Source organism: Streptomyces sp. NPDC017529 (genome assembly GCF_044329785.1).
Classification (GTDB): domain Bacteria; phylum Actinomycetota; class Actinomycetes; order Streptomycetales; family Streptomycetaceae; genus Streptomyces.
This window is the reverse complement of sequence record NZ_JBIRJY010000009.1, coordinates 42,179-60,865: the sequence shown is the minus strand read 5'-3', so window position 1 is coordinate 60,865 and position 18,687 is coordinate 42,179. Positions and strand designations below refer to the sequence as shown.

Annotated in this window: 19 protein-coding genes; 13 read left to right on the top strand and 6 right to left on the bottom strand. The window is 73.1% G+C overall.

What is annotated here, in order from left to right:
* Window positions 1-153 precede the first annotated feature (153 nt).
* From ACH4K4_RS23275 to mscL, 6 genes are all read left to right on the top strand, one after another.
* Window positions 154-1,740 (top strand): potassium/proton antiporter, encoded by a 1,587-nt coding sequence (locus ACH4K4_RS23275; protein ID WP_398170003.1) that lies wholly within the window; start codon window positions 154-156, stop codon window positions 1,738-1,740.
* A 426-nt stretch (window positions 1,741-2,166) separates the two neighbouring features.
* Entirely contained in the window at window positions 2,167-3,387 is a 1,221-nt protein-coding gene (locus ACH4K4_RS23270; RefSeq protein WP_398170002.1) for an MFS transporter, read from the top strand.
* Window positions 3,388-3,456: 69 nt separating this feature from the next.
* Window positions 3,457-3,789, top strand: coding sequence for an FmdB family zinc ribbon protein (locus ACH4K4_RS23265; RefSeq protein WP_398169707.1), 333 nt, complete (start codon window positions 3,457-3,459; stop codon window positions 3,787-3,789).
* 166 nt (window positions 3,790-3,955) lie between these two features.
* Window positions 3,956-4,789, top strand: coding sequence for an S-methyl-5'-thioadenosine phosphorylase (locus tag ACH4K4_RS23260; RefSeq protein ID WP_398169706.1), 834 nt, complete (start codon window positions 3,956-3,958; stop codon window positions 4,787-4,789).
* A gap of 138 nt (window positions 4,790-4,927) precedes the next feature.
* Complete coding sequence (locus tag ACH4K4_RS23255; protein WP_398169705.1) at window positions 4,928-5,257, top strand: hypothetical protein; 330 nt, start codon at window positions 4,928-4,930, stop codon at window positions 5,255-5,257.
* A gap of 249 nt (window positions 5,258-5,506) precedes the next feature.
* Window positions 5,507-6,028 (top strand): large conductance mechanosensitive channel protein MscL, encoded by a 522-nt coding sequence (gene mscL / locus ACH4K4_RS23250; RefSeq protein ID WP_398169703.1) that lies wholly within the window; start codon window positions 5,507-5,509, stop codon window positions 6,026-6,028.
* 49 nt (window positions 6,029-6,077) lie between these two features.
* Here the strand turns inward: mscL and ACH4K4_RS23245 are convergent, their stop codons facing one another.
* Both ACH4K4_RS23245 and ACH4K4_RS23240 read right to left on the bottom strand, forming a co-directional pair.
* Window positions 6,078-6,284, bottom strand: a complete 207-nt coding sequence (locus ACH4K4_RS23245) for a hypothetical protein (protein ID WP_398169702.1) — start codon at window positions 6,282-6,284, stop codon at window positions 6,078-6,080.
* 142 nt (window positions 6,285-6,426) lie between these two features.
* Complete coding sequence (locus ACH4K4_RS23240; RefSeq protein WP_398169701.1) at window positions 6,427-6,942, bottom strand: AMP-binding protein; 516 nt, start codon at window positions 6,940-6,942, stop codon at window positions 6,427-6,429.
* Between the two features lie 318 nt (window positions 6,943-7,260).
* On the opposite strand from ACH4K4_RS23240, the gene ACH4K4_RS23235 reads away from it, so the two are divergent.
* Window positions 7,261-8,796 (top strand): MFS transporter, encoded by a 1,536-nt coding sequence (locus ACH4K4_RS23235; protein WP_398169700.1) that lies wholly within the window; start codon window positions 7,261-7,263, stop codon window positions 8,794-8,796.
* Here ACH4K4_RS23235 and ACH4K4_RS23230 read toward each other — a convergent pair.
* Window positions 8,679-10,151: a rhodanese-like domain-containing protein gene (locus ACH4K4_RS23230; protein WP_398169699.1), complete on the bottom strand. Its 1,473-nt coding sequence runs from the start codon at window positions 10,149-10,151 to the stop codon at window positions 8,679-8,681. The genes ACH4K4_RS23235 and ACH4K4_RS23230 overlap by 118 nt on opposite strands.
* Window positions 10,152-10,352: 201 nt before the next feature.
* On the opposite strand from ACH4K4_RS23230, the gene ACH4K4_RS23225 reads away from it, so the two are divergent.
* Genes ACH4K4_RS23225 through ACH4K4_RS23215 form a run of 3 tightly spaced genes read left to right on the top strand, consistent with a single transcriptional unit; the run spans window position 10,353 to window position 13,421 of the window.
* On the top strand, window positions 10,353-11,138 hold the full coding sequence (locus tag ACH4K4_RS23225) for a GntR family transcriptional regulator (protein WP_398169697.1): 786 nt from the start codon (window positions 10,353-10,355) through the stop codon (window positions 11,136-11,138).
* Between the two features lie 58 nt (window positions 11,139-11,196).
* Window positions 11,197-12,138 carry a sulfite exporter TauE/SafE family protein gene (locus ACH4K4_RS23220; protein WP_398169696.1) on the top strand — a complete coding sequence of 314 codons (942 nt, stop codon included), beginning with the start codon at window positions 11,197-11,199 and terminating at the stop codon, window positions 12,136-12,138.
* Window positions 12,139-12,170: 32 nt separating this feature from the next.
* Complete coding sequence (locus ACH4K4_RS23215) at window positions 12,171-13,421, top strand: FAD-dependent oxidoreductase (protein ID WP_398169695.1); 1,251 nt, start codon at window positions 12,171-12,173, stop codon at window positions 13,419-13,421.
* A gap of 175 nt (window positions 13,422-13,596) precedes the next feature.
* Here ACH4K4_RS23215 and ACH4K4_RS23210 read toward each other — a convergent pair whose 3' ends face one another.
* Together ACH4K4_RS23210 and ACH4K4_RS23205 are read right to left on the bottom strand one after the other, a co-directional pair.
* Window positions 13,597-14,199 (bottom strand): TetR/AcrR family transcriptional regulator, encoded by a 603-nt coding sequence (locus ACH4K4_RS23210; RefSeq protein ID WP_398169694.1) that lies wholly within the window; start codon window positions 14,197-14,199, stop codon window positions 13,597-13,599.
* Window positions 14,200-14,264: 65 nt separating this feature from the next.
* Complete coding sequence (locus tag ACH4K4_RS23205) at window positions 14,265-14,438, bottom strand: hypothetical protein (RefSeq protein ID WP_398169693.1); 174 nt, start codon at window positions 14,436-14,438, stop codon at window positions 14,265-14,267.
* Window positions 14,439-14,763: 325 nt separating this feature from the next.
* On the opposite strand from ACH4K4_RS23205, the gene ACH4K4_RS23200 reads away from it, so the two are divergent.
* Window positions 14,764-15,624: a MerR family transcriptional regulator gene (locus tag ACH4K4_RS23200; protein ID WP_398169692.1), complete on the top strand. Its 861-nt coding sequence runs from the start codon at window positions 14,764-14,766 to the stop codon at window positions 15,622-15,624.
* Window positions 15,621-15,839, top strand: a complete 219-nt coding sequence (locus ACH4K4_RS23195; RefSeq protein ID WP_398169690.1) for a hypothetical protein — start codon at window positions 15,621-15,623, stop codon at window positions 15,837-15,839. The genes ACH4K4_RS23200 and ACH4K4_RS23195 overlap by 4 nt, the downstream gene beginning before the upstream one ends.
* Here ACH4K4_RS23195 and ACH4K4_RS23190 read toward each other — a convergent pair.
* Entirely contained in the window at window positions 15,799-17,058 is a 1,260-nt protein-coding gene (locus ACH4K4_RS23190; RefSeq protein ID WP_398169688.1) for an amidohydrolase, read from the bottom strand. The two genes, ACH4K4_RS23195 and ACH4K4_RS23190, sit on opposite strands and share 41 nt — an antisense overlap.
* Before the next feature lie 458 nt (window positions 17,059-17,516).
* Here ACH4K4_RS23190 and ACH4K4_RS23185 point away from each other — a divergent pair, with 458 nt between their 5' ends.
* A complete protein-coding gene (locus ACH4K4_RS23185; RefSeq protein ID WP_398170001.1) occupies window positions 17,517-18,668 on the top strand; it encodes a low temperature requirement protein A in 1,152 nt (383 codons plus the stop codon).
* The last annotated feature ends 19 nt before the right edge of the window (window positions 18,669-18,687 follow it).

Here is an 18,687-nt window from a genome sequence, read left to right as displayed (position 1 = left end):
GCCCTACGCGGTGTAGCCGCCGACGCCCCAGAGCTTCAAGCAATGGTAAATTGTTAGCCTTAGTAACTAGATACGGTAAGGAAAGCCCCGCCGAACACCCGTCCGCTCCGCAGCCGCGCCCGCCCCGGCCCGCACACGAGGAAGGACCAGCTCCTGACTGTCGACCGCCTCAACGAACTCCTGCTGATCTGCGCCCTCGTCCTGCTCATCGCGGTGGCCGCGGTCCGCGTCTCCTCCCGCAGCGGGTTGCCCAGCCTGCTCATCTATCTGGGCATAGGCATTGCCATAGGGCAGGACGGATTCGGCGGTGTCGTCTTCGACAACGCCGAACTGACCCAGATCCTGGGCTACACCGCGCTCGTCGTGATCCTGGCCGAGGGCGGCCTCGGCACGAAGTGGAAAGAGATCAAACCGGCGCTGCCCAGAGCCGCCGTGCTGTCGACGTTCGGTGTCGCGGTGAGCGTGGGGGTCACCGCGGCCGGAGCGCACTACCTCGTGGGCCTGGACTGGCGCCAGGCGCTGCTCATCGGCGCCGTGGTCTCCTCCACGGACGCGGCGGCGGTCTTCTCCGTACTGCGCAACGTGCCGCTGCCCGCCCGGCTGACCGGTGTCCTGGAAGCCGAGTCCGGCTTCAACGACGCCCCCGTGGTGATCCTCGTCGTGGCGTTCTCCACGGCCGGTCCCGTCGAGCACTGGTACACGCTCATTGGCGAAATCGCCCTGGAACTGGCGATCGGCGCCGCCATAGGCCTGGCCATCGGCTGGCTCGGCGCATACGGCATGCGGCACGTGGCGCTGCCCGCCTCCGGCCTGTACCCGATCGCGGTGATGGCCATCGCCGTCTCCGCCTACGCGGCCGGCGCGCTCGCCCACGGCTCCGGCTTCCTCGCCGTCTACCTGGCAGCGCTGGTCCTGGGCAACGCGAAACTGCCGCACTCCGCGGCCACCCGCGGCTTCGCCGAAGGACTGGGCTGGATCGGCCAGATCGGCATGTTCGTACTGCTCGGCCTGCTGGTCACCCCGCACACTCTGTTCGACGACGCGGTGCCGGCGCTGGTCATCGGCCTGATCCTGACCATCGTCGCCCGGCCGACTTCCGTCTTCCTGGGCCTGCTGCCCTTCAAGGTGCCCTGGCGCGAGAAGGCGCTGCTGTCCTGGGCCGGGCTGCGCGGTGCCGTACCGATCGTGCTGGCCACCATCCCGATGGTGGGCGGCGTGCCCGGCAGCGAACGGGTCTTCAACATCGTCTTCATCCTCGTCGTCGTCTACACGCTCATCCAGGGCCCGACGCTGCCCTGGCTGGCCAGGAAGCTGCGCCTGGGGGACGACAAGGAAGCCGCCGACCTGGGGATCGAGTCCGCGCCGCTGGAGCGGCTGCGCGGTCATCTGCTGTCCACCACGATCAGCGCGAAGTCGCGGATGCACGGCGTGGAGATCAGCGAGCTGCGGCTGCCGCCGGGGGCCGCGGTCACCCTCGTCGTACGGGACGGGACCAGCTTCGTACCGTCGCCGACGACCGTGCTGCGGCGCGGGGACGACCTGCTGGTCGTGGCGACGGACCCGGTACGGGACGCGGTCGAGAACCGGCTCCAGGCCGTCTCTAAGCACGGCAAGCTGGCCGGCTGGCTGGCCCCCGGCGCCGAGCCGGGGCGGCCGCAGGGCAAGCGCCGGGGCGCCCGGCCCGGCTCCCACGCGGAAGGACGGGCCGGGGGGCGGCCGCCGCACACGCCCGCCCGCTGAGGGCGGAGCCGGGCCAGCCCCGGCGGCCGCCCGCTCCCCGGATCGAAGAAATTTTCCCGTGAAGCCCTGGTTGACGCCGGGGCTTCACGCGTATCGGCCTGTACTATGAAGCAGCAATCAAAGGAACCAACTCTGCCTGACGCAGAGCTGGCGCGACCGCTCGGCGGCCGCGGTCCCCTGCCACACGCAGCCACCTCCCCGGTGCGGACCACGCGGTATCACTCGGTCCTGCGCGAGAGGACAGCTCTCGGCGCGCACCCCGTGACCATCTCGCGGCAGCGCGCTACCAGGCGGTAGAAAGGCTCGGCCGTGGCATCCGCGGTCAAGGACAACGCGGGCAAGGGCGCGCAGGGCGGGACCGCCCTCCAGAAGACCTCCCAGCAGCAGGCGCCGGCCAAGGACGTCCGTCCCGGGTACGGGCAGCTGCTGCGTACCCCCGGCGCATGGGCGTTCCTGCTGCCGGGCTTCCTGGCCCGTCAGCCCTTCGCGATGCTGACGTTCAGCATCCTGCTGCTCGTCCAGCACACCACCGGCTCGTACGGCACCGCCGGTGTCGTCTCGGCGGTGACCGGCGTCTCCATGGCGCTGTTCGCGCCGCAGAGCGGCAAGCTGGCGGACCGGTTCGGGCAGCGCGCGGTGCTCGTGCCCGGCGTACTGGTGCACGCCGCGGCGGTCGCCGCGATGATCACGCTGGCGCTGGCGCACGCCCCGCTGTGGGCGCTGCTGGTCATCGCCGTGCCGACCGGCGCCTCGACGCCGCAGATCGGCCCCATGGTGCGCTCCCGGTGGGCCGCCAAGCTGACCGGTTCTCCCCTGATGCCGACGTCCACCGCCTTCGAGTCGGTGACCGACGAGTTCACCTTCGTCGTCGGCTCGGTGCTGGCGACCGCGCTGTGCACCGGCATCCACCCGGCGGCCGGCCTGGTCGCGGAGGCGGCCCTGACGCTGGGCGGCGGCCTGCTCTTCGCGGCCCAGCGCCGCAGCCAGCCGCCGGTGCACCGGACCTCCGACGGCTCCGCCAAGCGCGTCTCCGCGCTGTCGGTGCCGGGCCTGCGCGTCCTCGTCGCGGCCCTGTTCGGCATCGGCACGGTCTTCGGCGGCATGCAGGTCTCGCTCACGGCGTTCACCGAGGACATCGGGCAGCCCGGCATCAACGGCCTGCTGTACGGCGTCTTCGCGGCGGGCAACATGCTGGCCGGCATCGTGTGCGGCGCGCTCTCCTGGAAGGTGGGCCCCCGGCGCCGCCTCCTGGTCGCGTACGCGCTGCTGGCGCTGATGACCACCCCGCTGTGGTCGGTGACCGTGGCGCCGCTGATGGGCGCGGTGGGCCTGCTGGTCGGCCTGTGCATCGCCCCGGCGCTGATCACCGGCTACACGCTGGTCGACTCCCTGGTCCCGGCCTCGGCCCGTACGGAAGCCTTCACGTGGCTCACCGGCGCGGTCGGCCTCGGCCAGGCGGCGGCTTCCACGACGGCCGGTCTGCTGGCGGACCACTTCGGTCCGCACGCCGGTTTCCTGGTGCCGCTGTGCGGTACGGCGCTGGCGCTGGTGGTGCTGGCGGTGTTCCGGGGACACCTGGTGCCGCGCTCCGAAACACTGGTCGTCGAACGTGGGGTCGGTCACCGAACTCCGGCAACAGTGGACTGACGGGCCGGAATACTGCACTATGGAGCGTCGTTAGCACTCATTGAGTGAGAGTGCCAGGAGGAAGTCACAGTGCCGACCTACCAGTATCAGTGCACCGCGTGCGGCGAGGGCCTTGAGGCGGTGCAGAAGTTCACCGACGACGCGCTCACCGAGTGCCCCGCTTGCCAGGGACGCCTCAAGAAGGTGTTCTCCGCGGTCGGCATCGTGTTCAAGGGCTCCGGGTTCTACCGGAACGACAGCCGCGGCTCGTCGTCCAGCAGCACCCCCGCGTCGAGTTCGGCCTCGTCGTCGACGGGCACCTCGTCGTCCTCGTCGGGCAGCGACTCCAAGTCGTCGTCCGCGGACTCGTCGAGCACCTCGGGCAAGAGCTCCGGCTCGACGCCCAGCACGTCGGCCGCCTGAGCGACTTCCCCGCACCACCTCAGAGGCGCTGCGGCAGCAGCCGGCAGCGCCCTGGCCGCTCTTCCACCGAGCCCCGCCGTCCCAGGACGGCGGGGCTTTCGGCGTTGCCGGCCGGCGGCCGCGCACCGCCCTTTCCTGCTCGCGGGCCCGTACCTAACCTGGCCGCATGGCTGACGCGGAGATCGGTGTCATCGGGGGGTCCGGCTTCTACTCCTTCCTGGACGACATGACGGAGATCACGGTCTCCACCCCCTACGGCTCCCCCAGTGATTCGCTCTTCCTGGGCGAGGTGGCCGGCCGCCAGGTCGCCTTCCTGCCCCGGCACGGCCGCCGGCACCACCTGCCGCCGCACCGCGTCAACTACCGCGCCAACCTGTGGGCGCTGCGGTCGGCCGGTGTACGGCAGGTGCTCGGGCCGTGCGCGGTGGGCGGACTGCGCGAGGAGTACGGGCCGGGGACGCTGCTCGTACCCGACCAGCTCGTGGACCGCACGAAGGGCAGGGCGCAGACGTACTTCGACGGGGTGCCGCAGGCCGACGGCAGCGTGCCGAACGTGGTGCACGTGTCGTTCGCCGACCCGTACTGCCCGGCGGGGCGGGAAACGGTGCTGGCGGCGGCCCGGGGGCGCGGGTGGGAGCCGGTGGACGGCGGGACGCTCGTGGTCGTCGAAGGGCCGCGCTTCTCGACTCGCGCCGAGTCGCGCTGGCACGCGGCGCAGGGATGGTCGGTGGTCGGTATGACCGGCCACCCCGAAGCCGTGCTCGCTCGCGAGCTGGGCCTCTGCTACACCTCATTGACGCTGGTCACGGACTTGGATGCGGGGGCCGAGACCGGCGCGGGCGTCTCGCACGAAGAGGTGCTGGAGGTCTTCGGACGCAACGTCGGGCGGCTGCGGGAGGTGCTGTCCGACGCGGTGGGGGCACTGCCGGCCGCGGCGGAGCGGGTCTGCGCGTGCGCGGGTGCGCACTTGGGGCGGGACCTGGGCATCGAGCTGCCGTAGGGACCCGGTCGGGTGACCGGGTTTTCCACAACCCGTGGGTAGCCGTTCCGGCTGTCCACAGGCCCGAGCGGGCATCGGCGAAGTCCGGCACGGTGGAGCCCGTCCGCACCGATTCCGGCTCCGCAGGCGGTGGTTACCGTGTCCCGCTCCTCTCTCGATACCGCTCATGGTTCCGCTCACGACCCCACCCTCGACTCCGCCCTCCGGGCCCGCTGCTCCGCGCCGTCCCTCCCGCTCCCGCCGTCACACGAGGTGGCGCTTTTCACACCCGTACGGGCCCGGGGCGGACGTCACCGGCTGCGGCGCGCGGTGCGGCACCGGCGGCGGTCCGTGACGGCAGGGCTGGCGATGACGGCCGCCGCGCTGGCCGCCACCGCCCAGGCGAGCAGCGAGGGCCGCACGGGCGGCGCCGCGAGCGCCTGCGCGGCACCGGCGCACGAGCCCTCGGCCGGGCGGGGGCAGTCATGAGGACCGCCACCCATGATCGAGTGGCCTTTGTCCGATATGGGCGCCACACTGGCGAAAGTGGCGGGGCGCGTTCGGCGTGCCGCGGGGAAGGCCCTTCCCCGGCCGGCCGGGACGCGGCGCCAATCCGTACGGACGTGTCGTCCGCTCACCGGTTCAGGTCACAGGATTGGACAGCGGCGCACTGCCCTGCCGTAAGTTGCGGTGCTGTTCGTTGCACTGTTCGTAGTGAGTGTGGAAAGAGGCTTTCAGGTGAGCGAGAAGACGGGCGTACTCACGGGATTCAAGGAATTCCTGATGCGCGGCAACGTGATCGAGCTCGCAGTCGCCGTCGTAGTCGGTGCCGCGTTCACGAACATCGTGAACGCCGTGGTCAAGGGCGTCATCAACCCGATCGTCGGCGCCCTCGGGTCGCAGAACCTGGACCACTACAAGACCTGCCTCACCACCTGCCACACGGACGCGAAGTCGGGCGACTTCACCGACGGCATCTACATCCTGTGGGGATCGGTGCTCAGCGCGGTCCTGACGTTCGTGATCACCGCGGCGGTCGTGTACTTCCTCATGATCCTGCCGATGAACAAGTGGAAGGCGCGCCAGGACGCCAAGAAGCCGGTGGACGACAGCCCGCTGGCACCGACCGAGGTCGAGCTGCTGACGGAGATCCGGGACGCGCTCGTCGCGCAGCGCAACGGCTCGGTCTCCCGCGCGGGCGCGGGTTCGGCCGTGGGTGGCGGCGCCGGTTCGGTGGTCACGCAGAAGACGCAGCAGTAGAGGGCCCGGGCCCTCGTCCCGCGGCGAAGCCGCCCCGGCTCCTCGGTGGTCAGAGGTGGTGGGGCGGCTTTTCGTCGAGGAAGCGCGCCAGGTCGGCGGCGCTGTCGTTGCCGGAAGGGCGCTCGCCCCAGCCGCGGTCGGTGTCGTCCGACGACTGCTGGTTCAGCGGGTCGTCGAAGATCAGGGCCGCGGAAGCCTTGGGCCGCTCCGGCCGCTCCGTGTCGGCCTCGGGCCGTGATTCAGGGGTCGTACTCACCCCTCCAGGGTACGGCCGGCGGGAACGGGAGCAGCGGCGGCCGGCCTCGCTCCAGCGGCGGGCCGACGGGCCCGGCAACGGGCGGCCTCGTGCTGCGAGCGCGGCGGCGGGGCTCCGGATGTGGCATCGCGCGGGCGGAGCGTCAGCGGGTGGCGAGGGCCTCGTGCCACCAGTGGTCGCGGCCCGCCGTCCAGGAGACCGGGCGGCTGCTGCGGTTGACCACCAGCACGGACCGCACCTGCGGGCAGTCGCGCCGCAGGGCACGGTCCAGGACCGGCTTGACCGGCCGTACCGCGCCGTCCCAGAACGCGGCGTCCGCCGTGACGACCACCTCGGCACCCGACTCGCGGGCGCGCTCGGCGAGTTCCGGGGCGGTCAGGAAGACCGGCAGCGTCGTGCGGACGGCGTCGAGCCGACCGCAGGCGAGCGTGACGATGACCGACTCCGGCACCAGCGGCAGGTGCACCGCCACCCGGTCGCCGGACCGTACCCCGAGCCGGGCCAGCGCCGCGGCGGCCCGCTTGGCCTGCCCCATGAGCATGGTGTGGGTCAGCTCCTCGTGACGTCCCGGCTCGCCGTGCCAGGTGAGGGCTATCGGGGACGAGGACGCCGGGGGCCCTTGCGGTTCCCGGGTCGTTTCTGCATGCTCGGAGATCACACGACGCAACATGCGGACCAGCTTGAAGATCACGGATCAACAACCGCTGAACGTCCGCTGTACGACGTTGTTCGTACGGCGCCAGCCGGCCCGGCGCGAAGGCCCGTACGGACCGCGCGCACGGCCCGCATGTGCAGCCGTCTTCGCGGCGTCCCCGGACGGCGTCGCTTCTCGTGCCCCCGGGCAGCGTGCCCGTGCAGCGCCCTGGACTCTCTGCCCCGTCTCCGGCACACCCAATCCCCCACCCTTCACCTTCCTCATCCGTACGTGCTGCGCCGCGCCGACCCGCGCGGCGCGAGAGGTGGACCGGTGTGCCGGATGTTCCAGAGGAGTCGTGGCGACTACGGAAGCGCCGCTTCGCGTGAGCGTTTGTGGGCCGTGGTGGCCGTGGCGATCGGTGGGTTCTGTGTGCAGCTGGATGCCTTTGCGCTGAACATGGCCCTGCCCGTGATCCGCCGTGACCTGCATGCCCCGGCCGGCGCCGCGCCGTGGGTGATCAGCGGATATCTCCTGGCGGCCGGGGCGCTGATGCCTGCTGCCGGGCGACTGGGGGATCTGTTGGGCAGGCGGCGGATGCTCGTTCGGGGGCTGGTGCTGTTCGGGGGCACGTCTGCGGCGTGCGCGCTGGCGCCCTCGTTACCGTTCCTCGTGACGTCCCGGGTGCTGCAAGGGGTGGGCGGGGCGCTGGTCATGCCCGTGGGGCTGGCGCTGCTGACCCGGTCGTACCCGGCCGGGCGGGCTCGTGTCGCGACCGGGTACGCCTTGGGGCTGGCCGGCCTGGCCACGGCGTGCGGGCCGTTCGTGGGCGGCGCGTTGGCGCAGGCCGTGTCCTGGCGGGCCGTGTTTTGGGTCAATGTGCCGCTGTGTGCCGCGGCGGCGCTGTGCGCCCGGCAGGCCGCGGAGTCGCGGGACGCGGCGGAGACGCGGGACGCGGCGGCACGAGTGCCCGGCGCCCGGTGCGGTGTTCGCCGGGTTCGCCGGGACCGCTGGGACCGATGGGTTTCGCTGGTCACCGGCACCGGTGTACCGGTCTGCCTGGTGATGGCCGTCGAGAGCATGGGGGCGTGGTGGCGGGCCGGTGGGTGGACGGCGGGCGCGGTGACCCTCGGAGTGCTGTTCGTGCGGGGCGAGCGCCGGTCGCGGCACCCGCTGGCCGGTGCGTCCCTCTTCCGCAACGGGCCGTACGTCGCCCTCACTTCGGCCGGCGCGGTGGCCAACGCGGCGACGGTGGTGCTGTTGTTCGTCGTACCGCTCGCTCTTCAGGAGGTGCAGGGGATGTCCGTACTGGGCGCGGGGACCGCCTTCCTCGTGCCGGCGGCAGCGATGGCCGCGGCCGGGCCGGTGGCCGGGCGGGTACGCCCAGGCGCCGCCGAACCCGTGATGGCCGCCTGCCTGGGGCTGGCGGCTGCCGCGCTGGTGGTGCTGGCCGGGGCCGGTGGTCCGCCGGGCGGCGATATGCCGCGATCCGCGCTCTTGGCGGCAGCCACCGTGGCCGCGGCAGCGCTCGGCGTGGCGGGCGCCCTGGCGCTGACCGCCACACAGGCGGTGGTCGGCCCGGACCGCGCGGGCGAGGCGTCCGGGCTGACCAAGTGCGCGATCACCGTGACGGCCGGGCTCGGTCTCGCCCCGGCGGGTACGGACCCGGACGGAGCGCTGCGCTGGGCCGCGGCCGGGTGCTCGGTGGCCTGCCTGGCCCTCCTGCTCCGCGCCGGCCCCTCACGCCTCCGCCGCCGCCCTCACCCGGCAGCGGGCGCCACCGCCTCGTACCCTCCGCTGATATCCCGTACGTCCCGGAAGCCGCGGGCCTCCAGCAGGGCGGCGGCGATGACGGAGCGGTTTCCGCTGCGGCAGTAGAGGACGACCGGGCGATCCGGGTCCAAGGTGGCGCAGTGGCTGGGGAGGCTCGCGAGAGGGAGGTTGACGGCGCCGGGGAGGGCGCCCGCCGCGTACTCGGCCGGGTTGCGCACGTCGACCAGCTGGGCTTCGGCGGAGGGTGTTTCGCCGGGCGACAGCCGGCGGGTGCGGGAGACCAGTTCCGGGTGGCGGGCGAGTTGGGCTGCCGGGTCCTGGACGTGGCCGAGGACGTGGTCGTAGCCGATGCGGGCCAGGCGGAGGCGGGCCTCGGACTCCGTTCCGGGGTCGCTGACGAGGACGATCGGCGTGCCGGGGGCCACCACGCTGCCCGCGTACTCGGCGAACCGGGTGTCCAGGCTGATGTGGAGGGAGCCGGTGAAGTGCGCCTCGGTGTATGCGGCGAGGGAGCGGCTGTCCAGCAGGACCGCGCCGGCGTCCCGGTGGGCGGCCAGCGCCTCGTCGAGGGTGAGGGCCGCGGGCGGCGCGGTGTCCAGGAGGGGGTGGCCGTCGCGGTTCAGGGCCGCGTCGTGGGCGAAATAGCCGGGGGTGGCGGGCTGCCCGGCGGTGACCAGGCGGACGAACTCGGCTTCCGTCATGGGCTGGAGCGCGTAGTTCAGACGCCGCTGGTCGCCGATGGTGGAGGTGGTCTCGGTGGAGAGGTTGCGGCCGCAGGCCGAGCCCGCGCCGTGCGCGGGGAAGACCCGGGTGGCGTCGGGGAGGATGAGCAGCTTGTCGTGCAGGGAGCGGTAGAGCCGGCCCGCCATCTCCTCCGGCGTCAGCCCGGCCGCGGCCAGCAGGTCCGGGCGGCCGACGTCGCCGACGAAGAGGGTGTCGCCGGTCAGCACGCCGTACGGCTCGTCGGCGTCGGGGTGTTCGTGGACGACGAGGCAGATGGACTCCGGGGTGTGGCCGGGAGTCGCCAGGACGGTGAGAGTGACACCAGAGGCGCCGGCCGCTCCGGAGACCCCGGCAACCCCGGTCGACTCAGCCACCCCAGCCGCACCGGAGGGACCGGCCGCGGCGCCGTCGGCGGGCCCGCCGGTCTCGGCAGGCGCACCCAGGTAGATGCGCTCGCCGTCCCGCAGCCGACGTATCGGATAGCCGGTCCGGGCGGTCTCGCCGAAGGCGATGGTGGCTCCGGTGGCGCGGGCGAGTTCCAGGTGGCCGGAGAGGAAGTCGGCGTGGAAGTGCGTCTCGATGATCAGCTCGATGCGCAGCCCGGCCGCTTCCGCGTCGCGCAGGTAGTCGTCGATGTCGCGGCGTGGGTCGACGAGGACGGCACGTCCGGTGGTCTCGTCACCGATCAGATACGACGCCTGGGAGAGGCAGTCGAGGTAGTACTGCGCGAAGTGCACGGTCGACCTCCGTGGTCCTGCGGGCCCGGTTCCGCGGGCCCCGCGGGGGGTGTGTTGTGCGGATGCACGGATGTACGTACATTAGGCATCCGGGGCTGCCGACGACAAGTTCGGCAGTGGACGACGAGAAAGAACCCCGGGACGGCGCGCCCGTACGGCCCGGCCCGTACCTGTAGCCCGTACCCGCGCGGAGGCGACTTCATGACCGCACACCCCTCGGGCCCGCGTCCCCTGGACCGGCGCTCGCCGCTGCCCCTGTGGGCCCAGCTCTCCGAAGACCTGCGGCGCCGCATGGAAGCGGGCGAGTTCACCGACGAGTTCCCGGCCGAGCACCGCCTCACCGGGGAGTACGAGGTCAGCCGGCACACCGTGCGCGAGGCGCTGCGCAAGCTGCGCGCCGACGGTCTGGTGATCGCCGAGCGCGGCCGCGCCAGCCGTCTGAACACCCGGCGCATACAGCAGCCGCTCGGCTCGCTCTACAGCCTCTTCCGCGAATTGGAGAGCCAGGGCGTGGAGCAGCGCAGTGAGGTGCTCCGGCTGGAGCGGACGGCGGACGGCTCGGTCGCCGAACGGCTCGGGCTCGTACCGGACGCGCCGCTGATCGTGCTGGAGCGGCTGCGCCTGGCGGACGGCGAACCACTCGCGCACGACACCACGTACATGCCCGCCGAGGTGGCCGAGCCGCTGCTCGACGCAGGCTTCCGGCACACGTCGCTGTACGGCGAGCTACAGCAGCGCTGCGGGGTGAAGGTCACCGGCGGCCGGGAGCGCATCTATCCGTTCCTGCCCGACATCCGCCAGGCATGGCTGCTGGGGCTGGCCGACCGGGAGCCCGCGTTCGGCATCGAGCGGCTGGGGCGGTCCGGGGAGCGGCCGGTGGAGTGGCGCGAGACGGTCGTACGCGGCGACCGCTTCGCCTTCGTCGCGGAGTGGTCCAGCGACAGCCAGGCGGTCGAACTCGCGCCCCGGGCCGCGTGTCCGTCGTGACCGCAGGCCGGACACGGGGAGGAACCATGATGCCGGTGCCGACAGTTCGTCAGCGGTCATGCAGCTCATAGCCTTCACGGCGCTGCCGTGCGGACTGGTCATCGGGCTGCTGCTGGGCGCGCTCGGCGGCGGCGGGTCGATCCTGGCCGTACCCGCCCTCGTCTACCTCCTGCACCAGTCCCCGCACGAGGCCACGGCGGGCGCGCTGGTCGTCGTCGGTATCGGCGCGGCCTCCGGCCTGGCCTGCCACGCCCGCGCGGGCCGGGTCCGCTGGGCGGCGGGCGCGGCCTTCGGCGCGCTGGGCACCGCCGGCACGTTCCTGGGCTCCCGCTGGAGCGCGTCGCTCGACCCGGACGCCCTGATGACGGCGTTCGCCGGGCTGATGCTGGCGGTGGCGGTGGCGATGCTCGTACGGGCGTGGCGCGAACGGCAGAAGAAGCGGTCGGCGGGCCCTGGCTCGGAAACCGGCAGCGGAACCGGGCACGGCCCCGTACCTGGACACCAAACCGGGTCCAGCCGCGGCCCCGGACACGAAACCAGCCCCCGCCCCGGCCCCGGCACCACCGCGGACCCCGCCCCGAAAGCCCCCCTCCGCCCCACCAACACGGCCCGCCTCACCTCCGCCCGCCTCACCTCCGCCCTCCGCATCGGCGCCACCGCCACCGCGGTCGGCCTGCTGACCGGCTTCTTCGGCGTCGGCGGCGGCTTCGTCGTCGTGCCGGCGCTGACCCTCGTCCTCGGCCTGGAGATGCCCGTCGCCATCGGCACCTCCCTCCTCGTCATCCTCGTCAACTCCGGTACGGCCTTTGTCACCCGGGCCGGTGCGGGCGGTCTGGACTGGCCATTGCTGGCCTCCTTCGCCGCCTGCGCCGCCCTCGGCAGCTGGCTCGGCAACCGCGTCGCCGCCCGGGTGCGGCCGCAGGCGCTGTCCACGGCGTTCGCGTCGCTGGTCACCGTGCTCGCCGTCTCGATGGCGGTGACGAGCATCCCCCGCTTGTAACCCTCCCGATCCCCGACCTCCAGGAGGACCCCATGCCCATCGCACCGTCGTCCGGCGCCTCTTCGTCCGGCACCCCGTCGTCCGGTACCTCGGCCCACCACCGGGTCGTCGTCATCGGCGGCGGCACCGCGGGCATCACCGTCGCCGCCCGGCTGCGGCGCGCCGGGCTCCGCGACATCGCGGTGCTCGAACCGTCCGAGACGCACTGGTACCAGCCGCTGTGGACGCTGGTCGGCGGCGGCCAGGCACCGCTGCGCGCCGCGTTGCGCACGGAGGCGGAGGTCATGCCGCCCGGCGTGCGCTGGCTGCGCGAGTCCGCCGCGGCGGTGGACCCGGCCGCGCGTACGGTCGGCACCGCTTCGGGGCGGACGATCTCGTACGACCGGCTGGTGCTCGCCCCCGGCCTCAGCCTGGACTGGGACGGCATACCGGGCCTGGCGCAGGCCCTCGGCCACGACGGCGTCTCCAGCAACTACCGACCCGATCTGGCCCCGCTCACCTGGGACTTCATCCGGCGGATGAAGAGCGGTACGGCGCTGTTCACGATGCCGTCCGGGCCGGTGAAGTGCGGCGGCGCCCCGCAGAAGATCGCCTACCTGGCCGCCGACTACTGGCGCAAGCGCGGGGTGCTGGGCCGTATCCGGACGATCCTGGTGCTGCCCGAGCCCGCGATGTTCAAGGTGCCGGTCTTCTCGAAGGCGCTGGAGGAGACGGCGCGGCGGTACGGCATCGAGGTGCGGCTCCAGTCGGAGATGACGCAGGTGGACGGCGCGGCACGGCAGGCGGAGATCGTCGATCACGCGACCGGGAAGAAGGAGACGGTCCACTACGACCTGCTGCACGCGGTGCCGCCGCAGCGCGCGCCCCGGTGGGTGGCCGACAGTCCGCTCGCCGACCCGGCGTCCCCCTTCGGTTACGCCAAGGCCGACCGCGCGACGCTGCAACACCCGGACTTCCCCGAGGTGTTCTCGATCGGTGACGTGGCCAACCTGCCGACGTCCAAGACGGGTGCGGCGATCCGCAAGCAGGCGCCGGTCGTCGTCTCGAACCTGCGCGCCGGGCTGCGCGGCCGTCCCGCCACGGCCCGCTACGACGGCTACACGTCCTGCCCGCTGGTCACCGCCCGCCACAAGATGCTGCTCGCCGAGTTCGACTACGACCTGGAGCCGGCGCCGTCCATTCCCTTCATCGACACGACGAAGGAGCGTACGGACATGTGGTTCCTAAAGCGGTACGGGCTGCCGCAGCTCTACTTCAAGGGGATGCTCAAGGGGCTGGCTTAGGCGCCGGCCTGGGCGCGGCCGGGGAGAGCGGACGCTGTCCTCGGCCCCGGCCCTCACGGCTGGTGGACCGGCACGGGCAGCACCGGGTGCGGCCCGCCGCCACCGGCCCGAGCGTTCTCGCCGGCCGCCCCGGAAGCCCGTGCCGCCTCCGAAGCCGTGCCGTCACCGGTCCCGCCTACCCCTCGTCCGGCAGCAGTTCCCACAGCATCGTCTCGAACTCCTCGGCCGTGGGCGGCTCGTCGGCCAGCAAGGCTTGCAGCAGCAGCCCGTCGTAGGCGCGGGTGAAGAGTGTGATGCGCATCGGGTCCTGCGTGTAGGGGCGGGCGAAGCCGGCCAGCGACTCGTACCAGAGGCGGGTCTGGGAGCGCAGTTCCGGGCGGCGGGCGGCGAGCAGGAACAGCTCGAACTCGGCGAGCAGCAGCCCGCGGTCCTCCAGAGACCCGGCCATCAGACGGGCCAGCATCCGCCGCTTGTCCCCGCGGGCACCCGCCTCGCCCGGCCCGTCCACGGGCGCCTCGGTCAGCTGCCGTACCCGCTCGGCGTCCATCTCCAACGCGCTGGTCAGCGCCGCGGTGAGCAGCGCGTCGGCGCTCTCGAAGTAGTTCGTGGTGGCCGTCGTGGGCAGTTCCGCCTCGCGCGCGACGGTGCGGTGGGTGACCCCCGCCGCACCGTCCCGCTCGACGACCCTCAGCGTGGCCTCGATCAGGGCGCGCCGCCTGCGCTCGCCCTCGGCCCGGCGCCCGTCGGTGACCTGCTCGTTCGCGATCGGCTCGGGCAAGGGGACTCCTCGGCGGTACGGCGGGACAGCGGTACGGCGGTGTCCGTAGGACGATACCGGTGGCCCTACGCGGTGGCCGGTACGTCCGCCGCCTCGCCCGTCACCACGTCGGCCACCACGCAGCCGACGTTGTCCGGCGCCCCCGCCCCGTGGGCCGGCGCGACCAGTTCCCGCACCGCGCGGGCGGGGTCCGCGACCGTGCCCGGGACGTCCCGTACCAGCCCGGTGTCGGAGAGCACCGCGTAGCGGATCTCCAGCGGCTGTCGTCCTCGTGCTCCCTCGGCCGGCGTTCAGTCCCCCGGTTCCTCCGGCTCCCCCGGCCGCCGTCCCGGCCTCGCCGTCCGTCTCCGTCTCCGTCCCCGGTCCCGGCTCCGTGTCCTTGCCCACCCGCTCCCCCTCCTCGTACGGGCCCTCCTCGCACGGAGATGTCCCCCGCCGCCACCGAGGCTGCGTCTTTCCCCAAGGGCAAGGTCAAGGCACGGCACACGCGGCACCGCCCACGAAACGGAAGCCGGACGTCGGCGGACTTGAACCCGACGCGACGTCAGGTTGCATCGTAGGGACATGACCGCTTCCACCACCTGGAAGGTCGGGCGGCTCGCCGAGGCGAGCGGACTGACCGTCAGGACCCTGCACCACTGGGACGCCATCGGGCTGCTCAGCCCGTCCCGCCGTACCGCCGGCGGCCACCGCGAGTACACCGAGGACGACGCGGCGCGCCTCTACCAGGTGCTGGCCCTGCGCGGCCTCGGCCTGGGGCTGGAGACCATTGCGGTCTGCCTGGACTCGGGAATCGACCCGCTGCGCCTGGTGCGGGACCACCTCGCGGGCGTCGAGGAGTCCCTGTCCGCGCTGGAGACGCTGCGCGAACGGCTGCGGCGGCTGGAGGCGTCGCTGTCGGCGGGTGCGGAACCGGGGGCGTCCGACCTGCTGGCGGCACTGGAGGCGATCGGCGGCACCGGCCCGTCGGCGGAACAGGCCCTGCGCCGCCACTTGGACGCGGACCAGTTCCAGGTGCTGGCGACCCGGGGCGCCGCGCTGGGCCCGGCGGCGCACTACCTGCTGCGGGTCGAGTGGCCCGAGCTGTACCGCAGGGCGGCGCGGCTGCGCGAGGCGGGCGTGCCGGCCACGGACCGGCGGGTGCGGCGGCTGGCGGCGCGGATGGACGAGCTGGGCGTGCTGTTCAGCGGCGGGGACGCGGGGGTGTCCGCCGGGGTACGGGAAGCATGGCGTACGGACCCGGAGGCGGTGTCGGGCGCACTGGAAGCCGGCGGCTCCGGCCACGCGGCCGGTACGGACGCCGAGGCCGACGCCTGGCGGGGTCTCGCCGACCACCTCGACCGGGCGCGTACCGCAGCCGCGACCGGAATCGACACCCCTGACCAGAACCAAGGCGCTGACCGGAACCGAGGAGCCCGCCCATGACCCGCCGCGACCGCATCCGCTACGCCGCCGTCTCCGTACTGCCGACCCTGCTCACCGTCCCCCTGTGTGCCGCTCTCGCCGCGGCGGGGGTACTGCCCTGGAGCGTCGCCCCGGCCGTCGCGGCCGCCCTCGTCCTTCAGGGTGTCGTCGCCTATCTGCGCTTTCCCTCCCGGTTCACTTCCCTTCCCCCAGGTGGCTCAGCGCCGCGACGGTGAGGGCCTGGACGCCCATGGTCAGGGTGGGCTGCTTGACCGGGGCGAAGTGGGGTGAGTGGTTGGAGGGGATGTCCTGGGCGAGGCGTCCCGACGCCATGGCGGCGCGGAATTCTTCGGGTTCCCAGCCGCCCAGCCACCAGTAGTAGAGGGGCGCGCCCGCCGCCGTGGCGATCAGGCCGGCGTCCTCGCTGCCCGCGGCCGGTTCGTAGCCGAAGACGCGCTGGGCGCCGAAGAGGTTGGTGAAGGCCGCGTTGACCGCGTCCAGTGTGCGGTCGTCGTTGCGGGTGACGGGGAAGGTGTTCAGCACCTCGGTCTCGGGCGCGCGCGGGGCGTTGGAGGCGGTGGCCTCGGCCTTGGCGATGCGGTCGACGGCCGAGAGGACCTGGGCGCGGATGTTCTCGTCGAAGGTGCGGACGCTGAGCTGCACCACGGCCTGGTCGGGGATGACGTTGGGGGCGTCCCCCGCCTGGAACGAGCCGACGGTGACGACCGCCCGGTCCTTGGGGGCGATCTCGCGGGCGACGACGGACTGCAGGCGCTGGACGAAGGCGGCGGCCATCAGGATCGGGTCGATGGCGGTCTCGGGGCGGGAGCCGTGGCCGCCGGTGCCGTGAAAGGTGATCTTCAGGCTGTCCGAGGCCGCCATACAGGCGCCGGGGCAGTACGCGATCAGCCCGGCGCCGAACGGGGCGACGTGCTGGGCGAGCATCACGTCGGGCACCGGCACCCGGCCCTCGCCACCGCCCGTGCCGAACAGCCCGTCGTCGATCATCGCCCGCGCGCCGTCACCGACCTCCTCGGCCGGCTGGAAGAGCACCACGAGCGTGCCGGACCAGTGCTCCCGGCCCGCCGCGAGCAGGTCGGCGGCGCCCGCCAGGCAGGTGACGTGCACGTCGTGGCCGCAGGCGTGCATGACGCCGGGGACGGCGGAGGCGTACGGCAGGCCGCTGCGCTCGGTGACGGGCAGGGCGTCCATGTCGGCCCGCAGCAGGACCACCGGGCCCGGCCCGTTGCGCAGCACGCCCACCACGCCCGTACGGCCGATGCCGGTGGTGACGTCGTAGCCGTTCGCGGCCAGGCGGCGGGCCGCTTCGGCGGCCGTTCGGGACTCCTGGAAGCCGAGTTCGGGGTGGCGGTGGAGGTCTTCGTAGAGGGTTTCGAGGTCCGCCATGCGGGCGTCGAGCGGGGCCAGTACGGTGTCACGCGCGCTATCGCTCATACGTGGCATTCGATCATCTGACGGGCGCCCGGGCGAGGGTGCGTCCCGCCAGGTCGGGGCCGGTCCGGGCCGCGGGGCGCGACGGTCGACGGGCAAGACGGCACGCACCTCCTTTCCCACGTGGGTTCCTTACCGAGAACGTGCGTCGCGGCCGAGGAGTTCCAGGGCCGGGCGGTGGCGCCGGCCTGCGCCCGCGACGGCACCGCCCGGCGTCCGGGGCGGCGCGGCCGGGCGCTGCCCGTCCTCCGACCGGCGGGGGTGCCCGCGCGTCCCGTGGCGGTGACCGGCCGCGCGGACTGTACTGAGGTCCGGGCCTCGACGCGGTACGGGAGCAAGGAGCGGCGGATGAGCTGTGTGCGCTGTGTGCGCTATGTGTGCTGGACGAGCCGGGTGAGGCGGACGCCGCGGACGCGGGGCACCCGTCACACGCCCACCGCCCGCCCCGGGCCCCGCTCGTGATGGCCCGTATGGCCCCACGCGGACGCGCGGAGGCGCACCGCGCCGCCACCCCGCTGGAGCTCTTCTTCGACCTGTGCTTCGTCGTGGCCGTCGCGCAGGCCGGCCGGCAGCTCGTCCACGCGCTCGCCGAGGCCCACCCGGGCCACGGCATCCCGGGCTACCTGATGCTCTTCTTCGCCATCTGGTGGGCGTGGCTCAACTTCACGTGGTTCTCGTCCGCGTACGACACGGACGACGCGCTGTACCGGGTGGTGACGCTCGTACAGATGGCGGGCGTGTTGATCCTGGCGGCGGGGGTGCCACGCGCCTTCGACGGCGACTTCGCGGTGGTCTGGTTCGGCTATCTGGTGATGCGGCTCGCGCTGGTGGCGCAGTGGCTGCGGGCCGCGCACGGCAGCAGCGGCCCCGAGCGGACCACCGCGCTGCGGTACGCGGCCGGGGTGAGCCTGTGCCAGATCGGCTGGCTGGCGGTACTGCTGTCCCCGGAGGGCGCGCGGCCGTGGGTGTTCCTCGCGTTGGCGGTCGCGGAGATGGCCGTACCCGCCCTGGCGGAGCGCGACCACCAGACGTCCTGGCACCCGCACCACATCGCGGAGCGGTACGGCCTGTTCGTCATCATCATGCTGGGCGAGACGGTCGCCGCTGCGACGGTCGCGGTGCAGTCGGCGGTGGACGAGCAGGATGAGCTGGCCGGTCTGCTGCCCATCGCGGCGGGCGGACTGCTGCTGATCTTCGCCGCCTACTGGATCTACTTCGCGGTCCCCATCCACCTGCACCTGACCTCGAACCGGCAGGCGTTCCTGTGGGGTTACGGGCACTACCTGGTCTTCGGCTCGGCGGCGGCGATCGGCGCGGGCATCGAGGTGGCGGTGGAGCAGGCGGTGGGCGAGGCACACGTCTCGCTCTTCGCCGCGTCCGCGTGTGTCACCGTGCCGGGTGCGCTGTTCATGTTCACCGTTTGGCTGATCCACTCCCGGCATCAGAAGCGCGGGCCCGCTCAGCAGTTGGTGCTGCCGGTGTCCGCCGTACTGGTCCTGTCCTGCACGTTCGCCGGGAACGCCGCGGTGCTGCTGACCGGGCTGGTGGCTTCGGCGACCGTCGCGGTGGGTGCGACGCTGACCGCGCGTCAGGGGCAGGCGCTGGACGGCTGACTCCCGCCACCCGGCCGCG

Excerpts from the sequence above, each read along its gene's own strand:
- ACH4K4_RS23260 (WP_398169706.1), top strand. The coding sequence starts at position 3,956 with ATGGCTGACGCGGAGATCGGTGTCATCGGGGGGTCCGGCTTCTACTCC.
- ACH4K4_RS23225 (WP_398169697.1), top strand. The coding sequence starts at position 10,353 with ATGACCGCACACCCCTCGGGCCCGCGTCCCCTGGACCGGCGCTCGCCG.
- ACH4K4_RS23215 (WP_398169695.1), top strand. The coding sequence starts at position 12,171 with ATGCCCATCGCACCGTCGTCCGGCGCCTCTTCGTCCGGCACCCCGTCG.
- ACH4K4_RS23190 (WP_398169688.1), bottom strand. The coding sequence starts at position 17,058 with ATGAGCGATAGCGCGCGTGACACCGTACTGGCCCCGCTCGACGCCCGC.
- ACH4K4_RS23200 (WP_398169692.1), top strand. The coding sequence starts at position 14,764 with ATGACCGCTTCCACCACCTGGAAGGTCGGGCGGCTCGCCGAGGCGAGC.
- ACH4K4_RS23220 (WP_398169696.1), top strand. The coding sequence starts at position 11,197 with ATGCAGCTCATAGCCTTCACGGCGCTGCCGTGCGGACTGGTCATCGGG.
- ACH4K4_RS23195 (WP_398169690.1), top strand. The coding sequence starts at position 15,621 with ATGACCCGCCGCGACCGCATCCGCTACGCCGCCGTCTCCGTACTGCCG.
- ACH4K4_RS23235 (WP_398169700.1), top strand. The coding sequence starts at position 7,261 with ATGTTCCAGAGGAGTCGTGGCGACTACGGAAGCGCCGCTTCGCGTGAG.
- ACH4K4_RS23185 (WP_398170001.1), top strand. The coding sequence starts at position 17,517 with ATGGCCCGTATGGCCCCACGCGGACGCGCGGAGGCGCACCGCGCCGCC.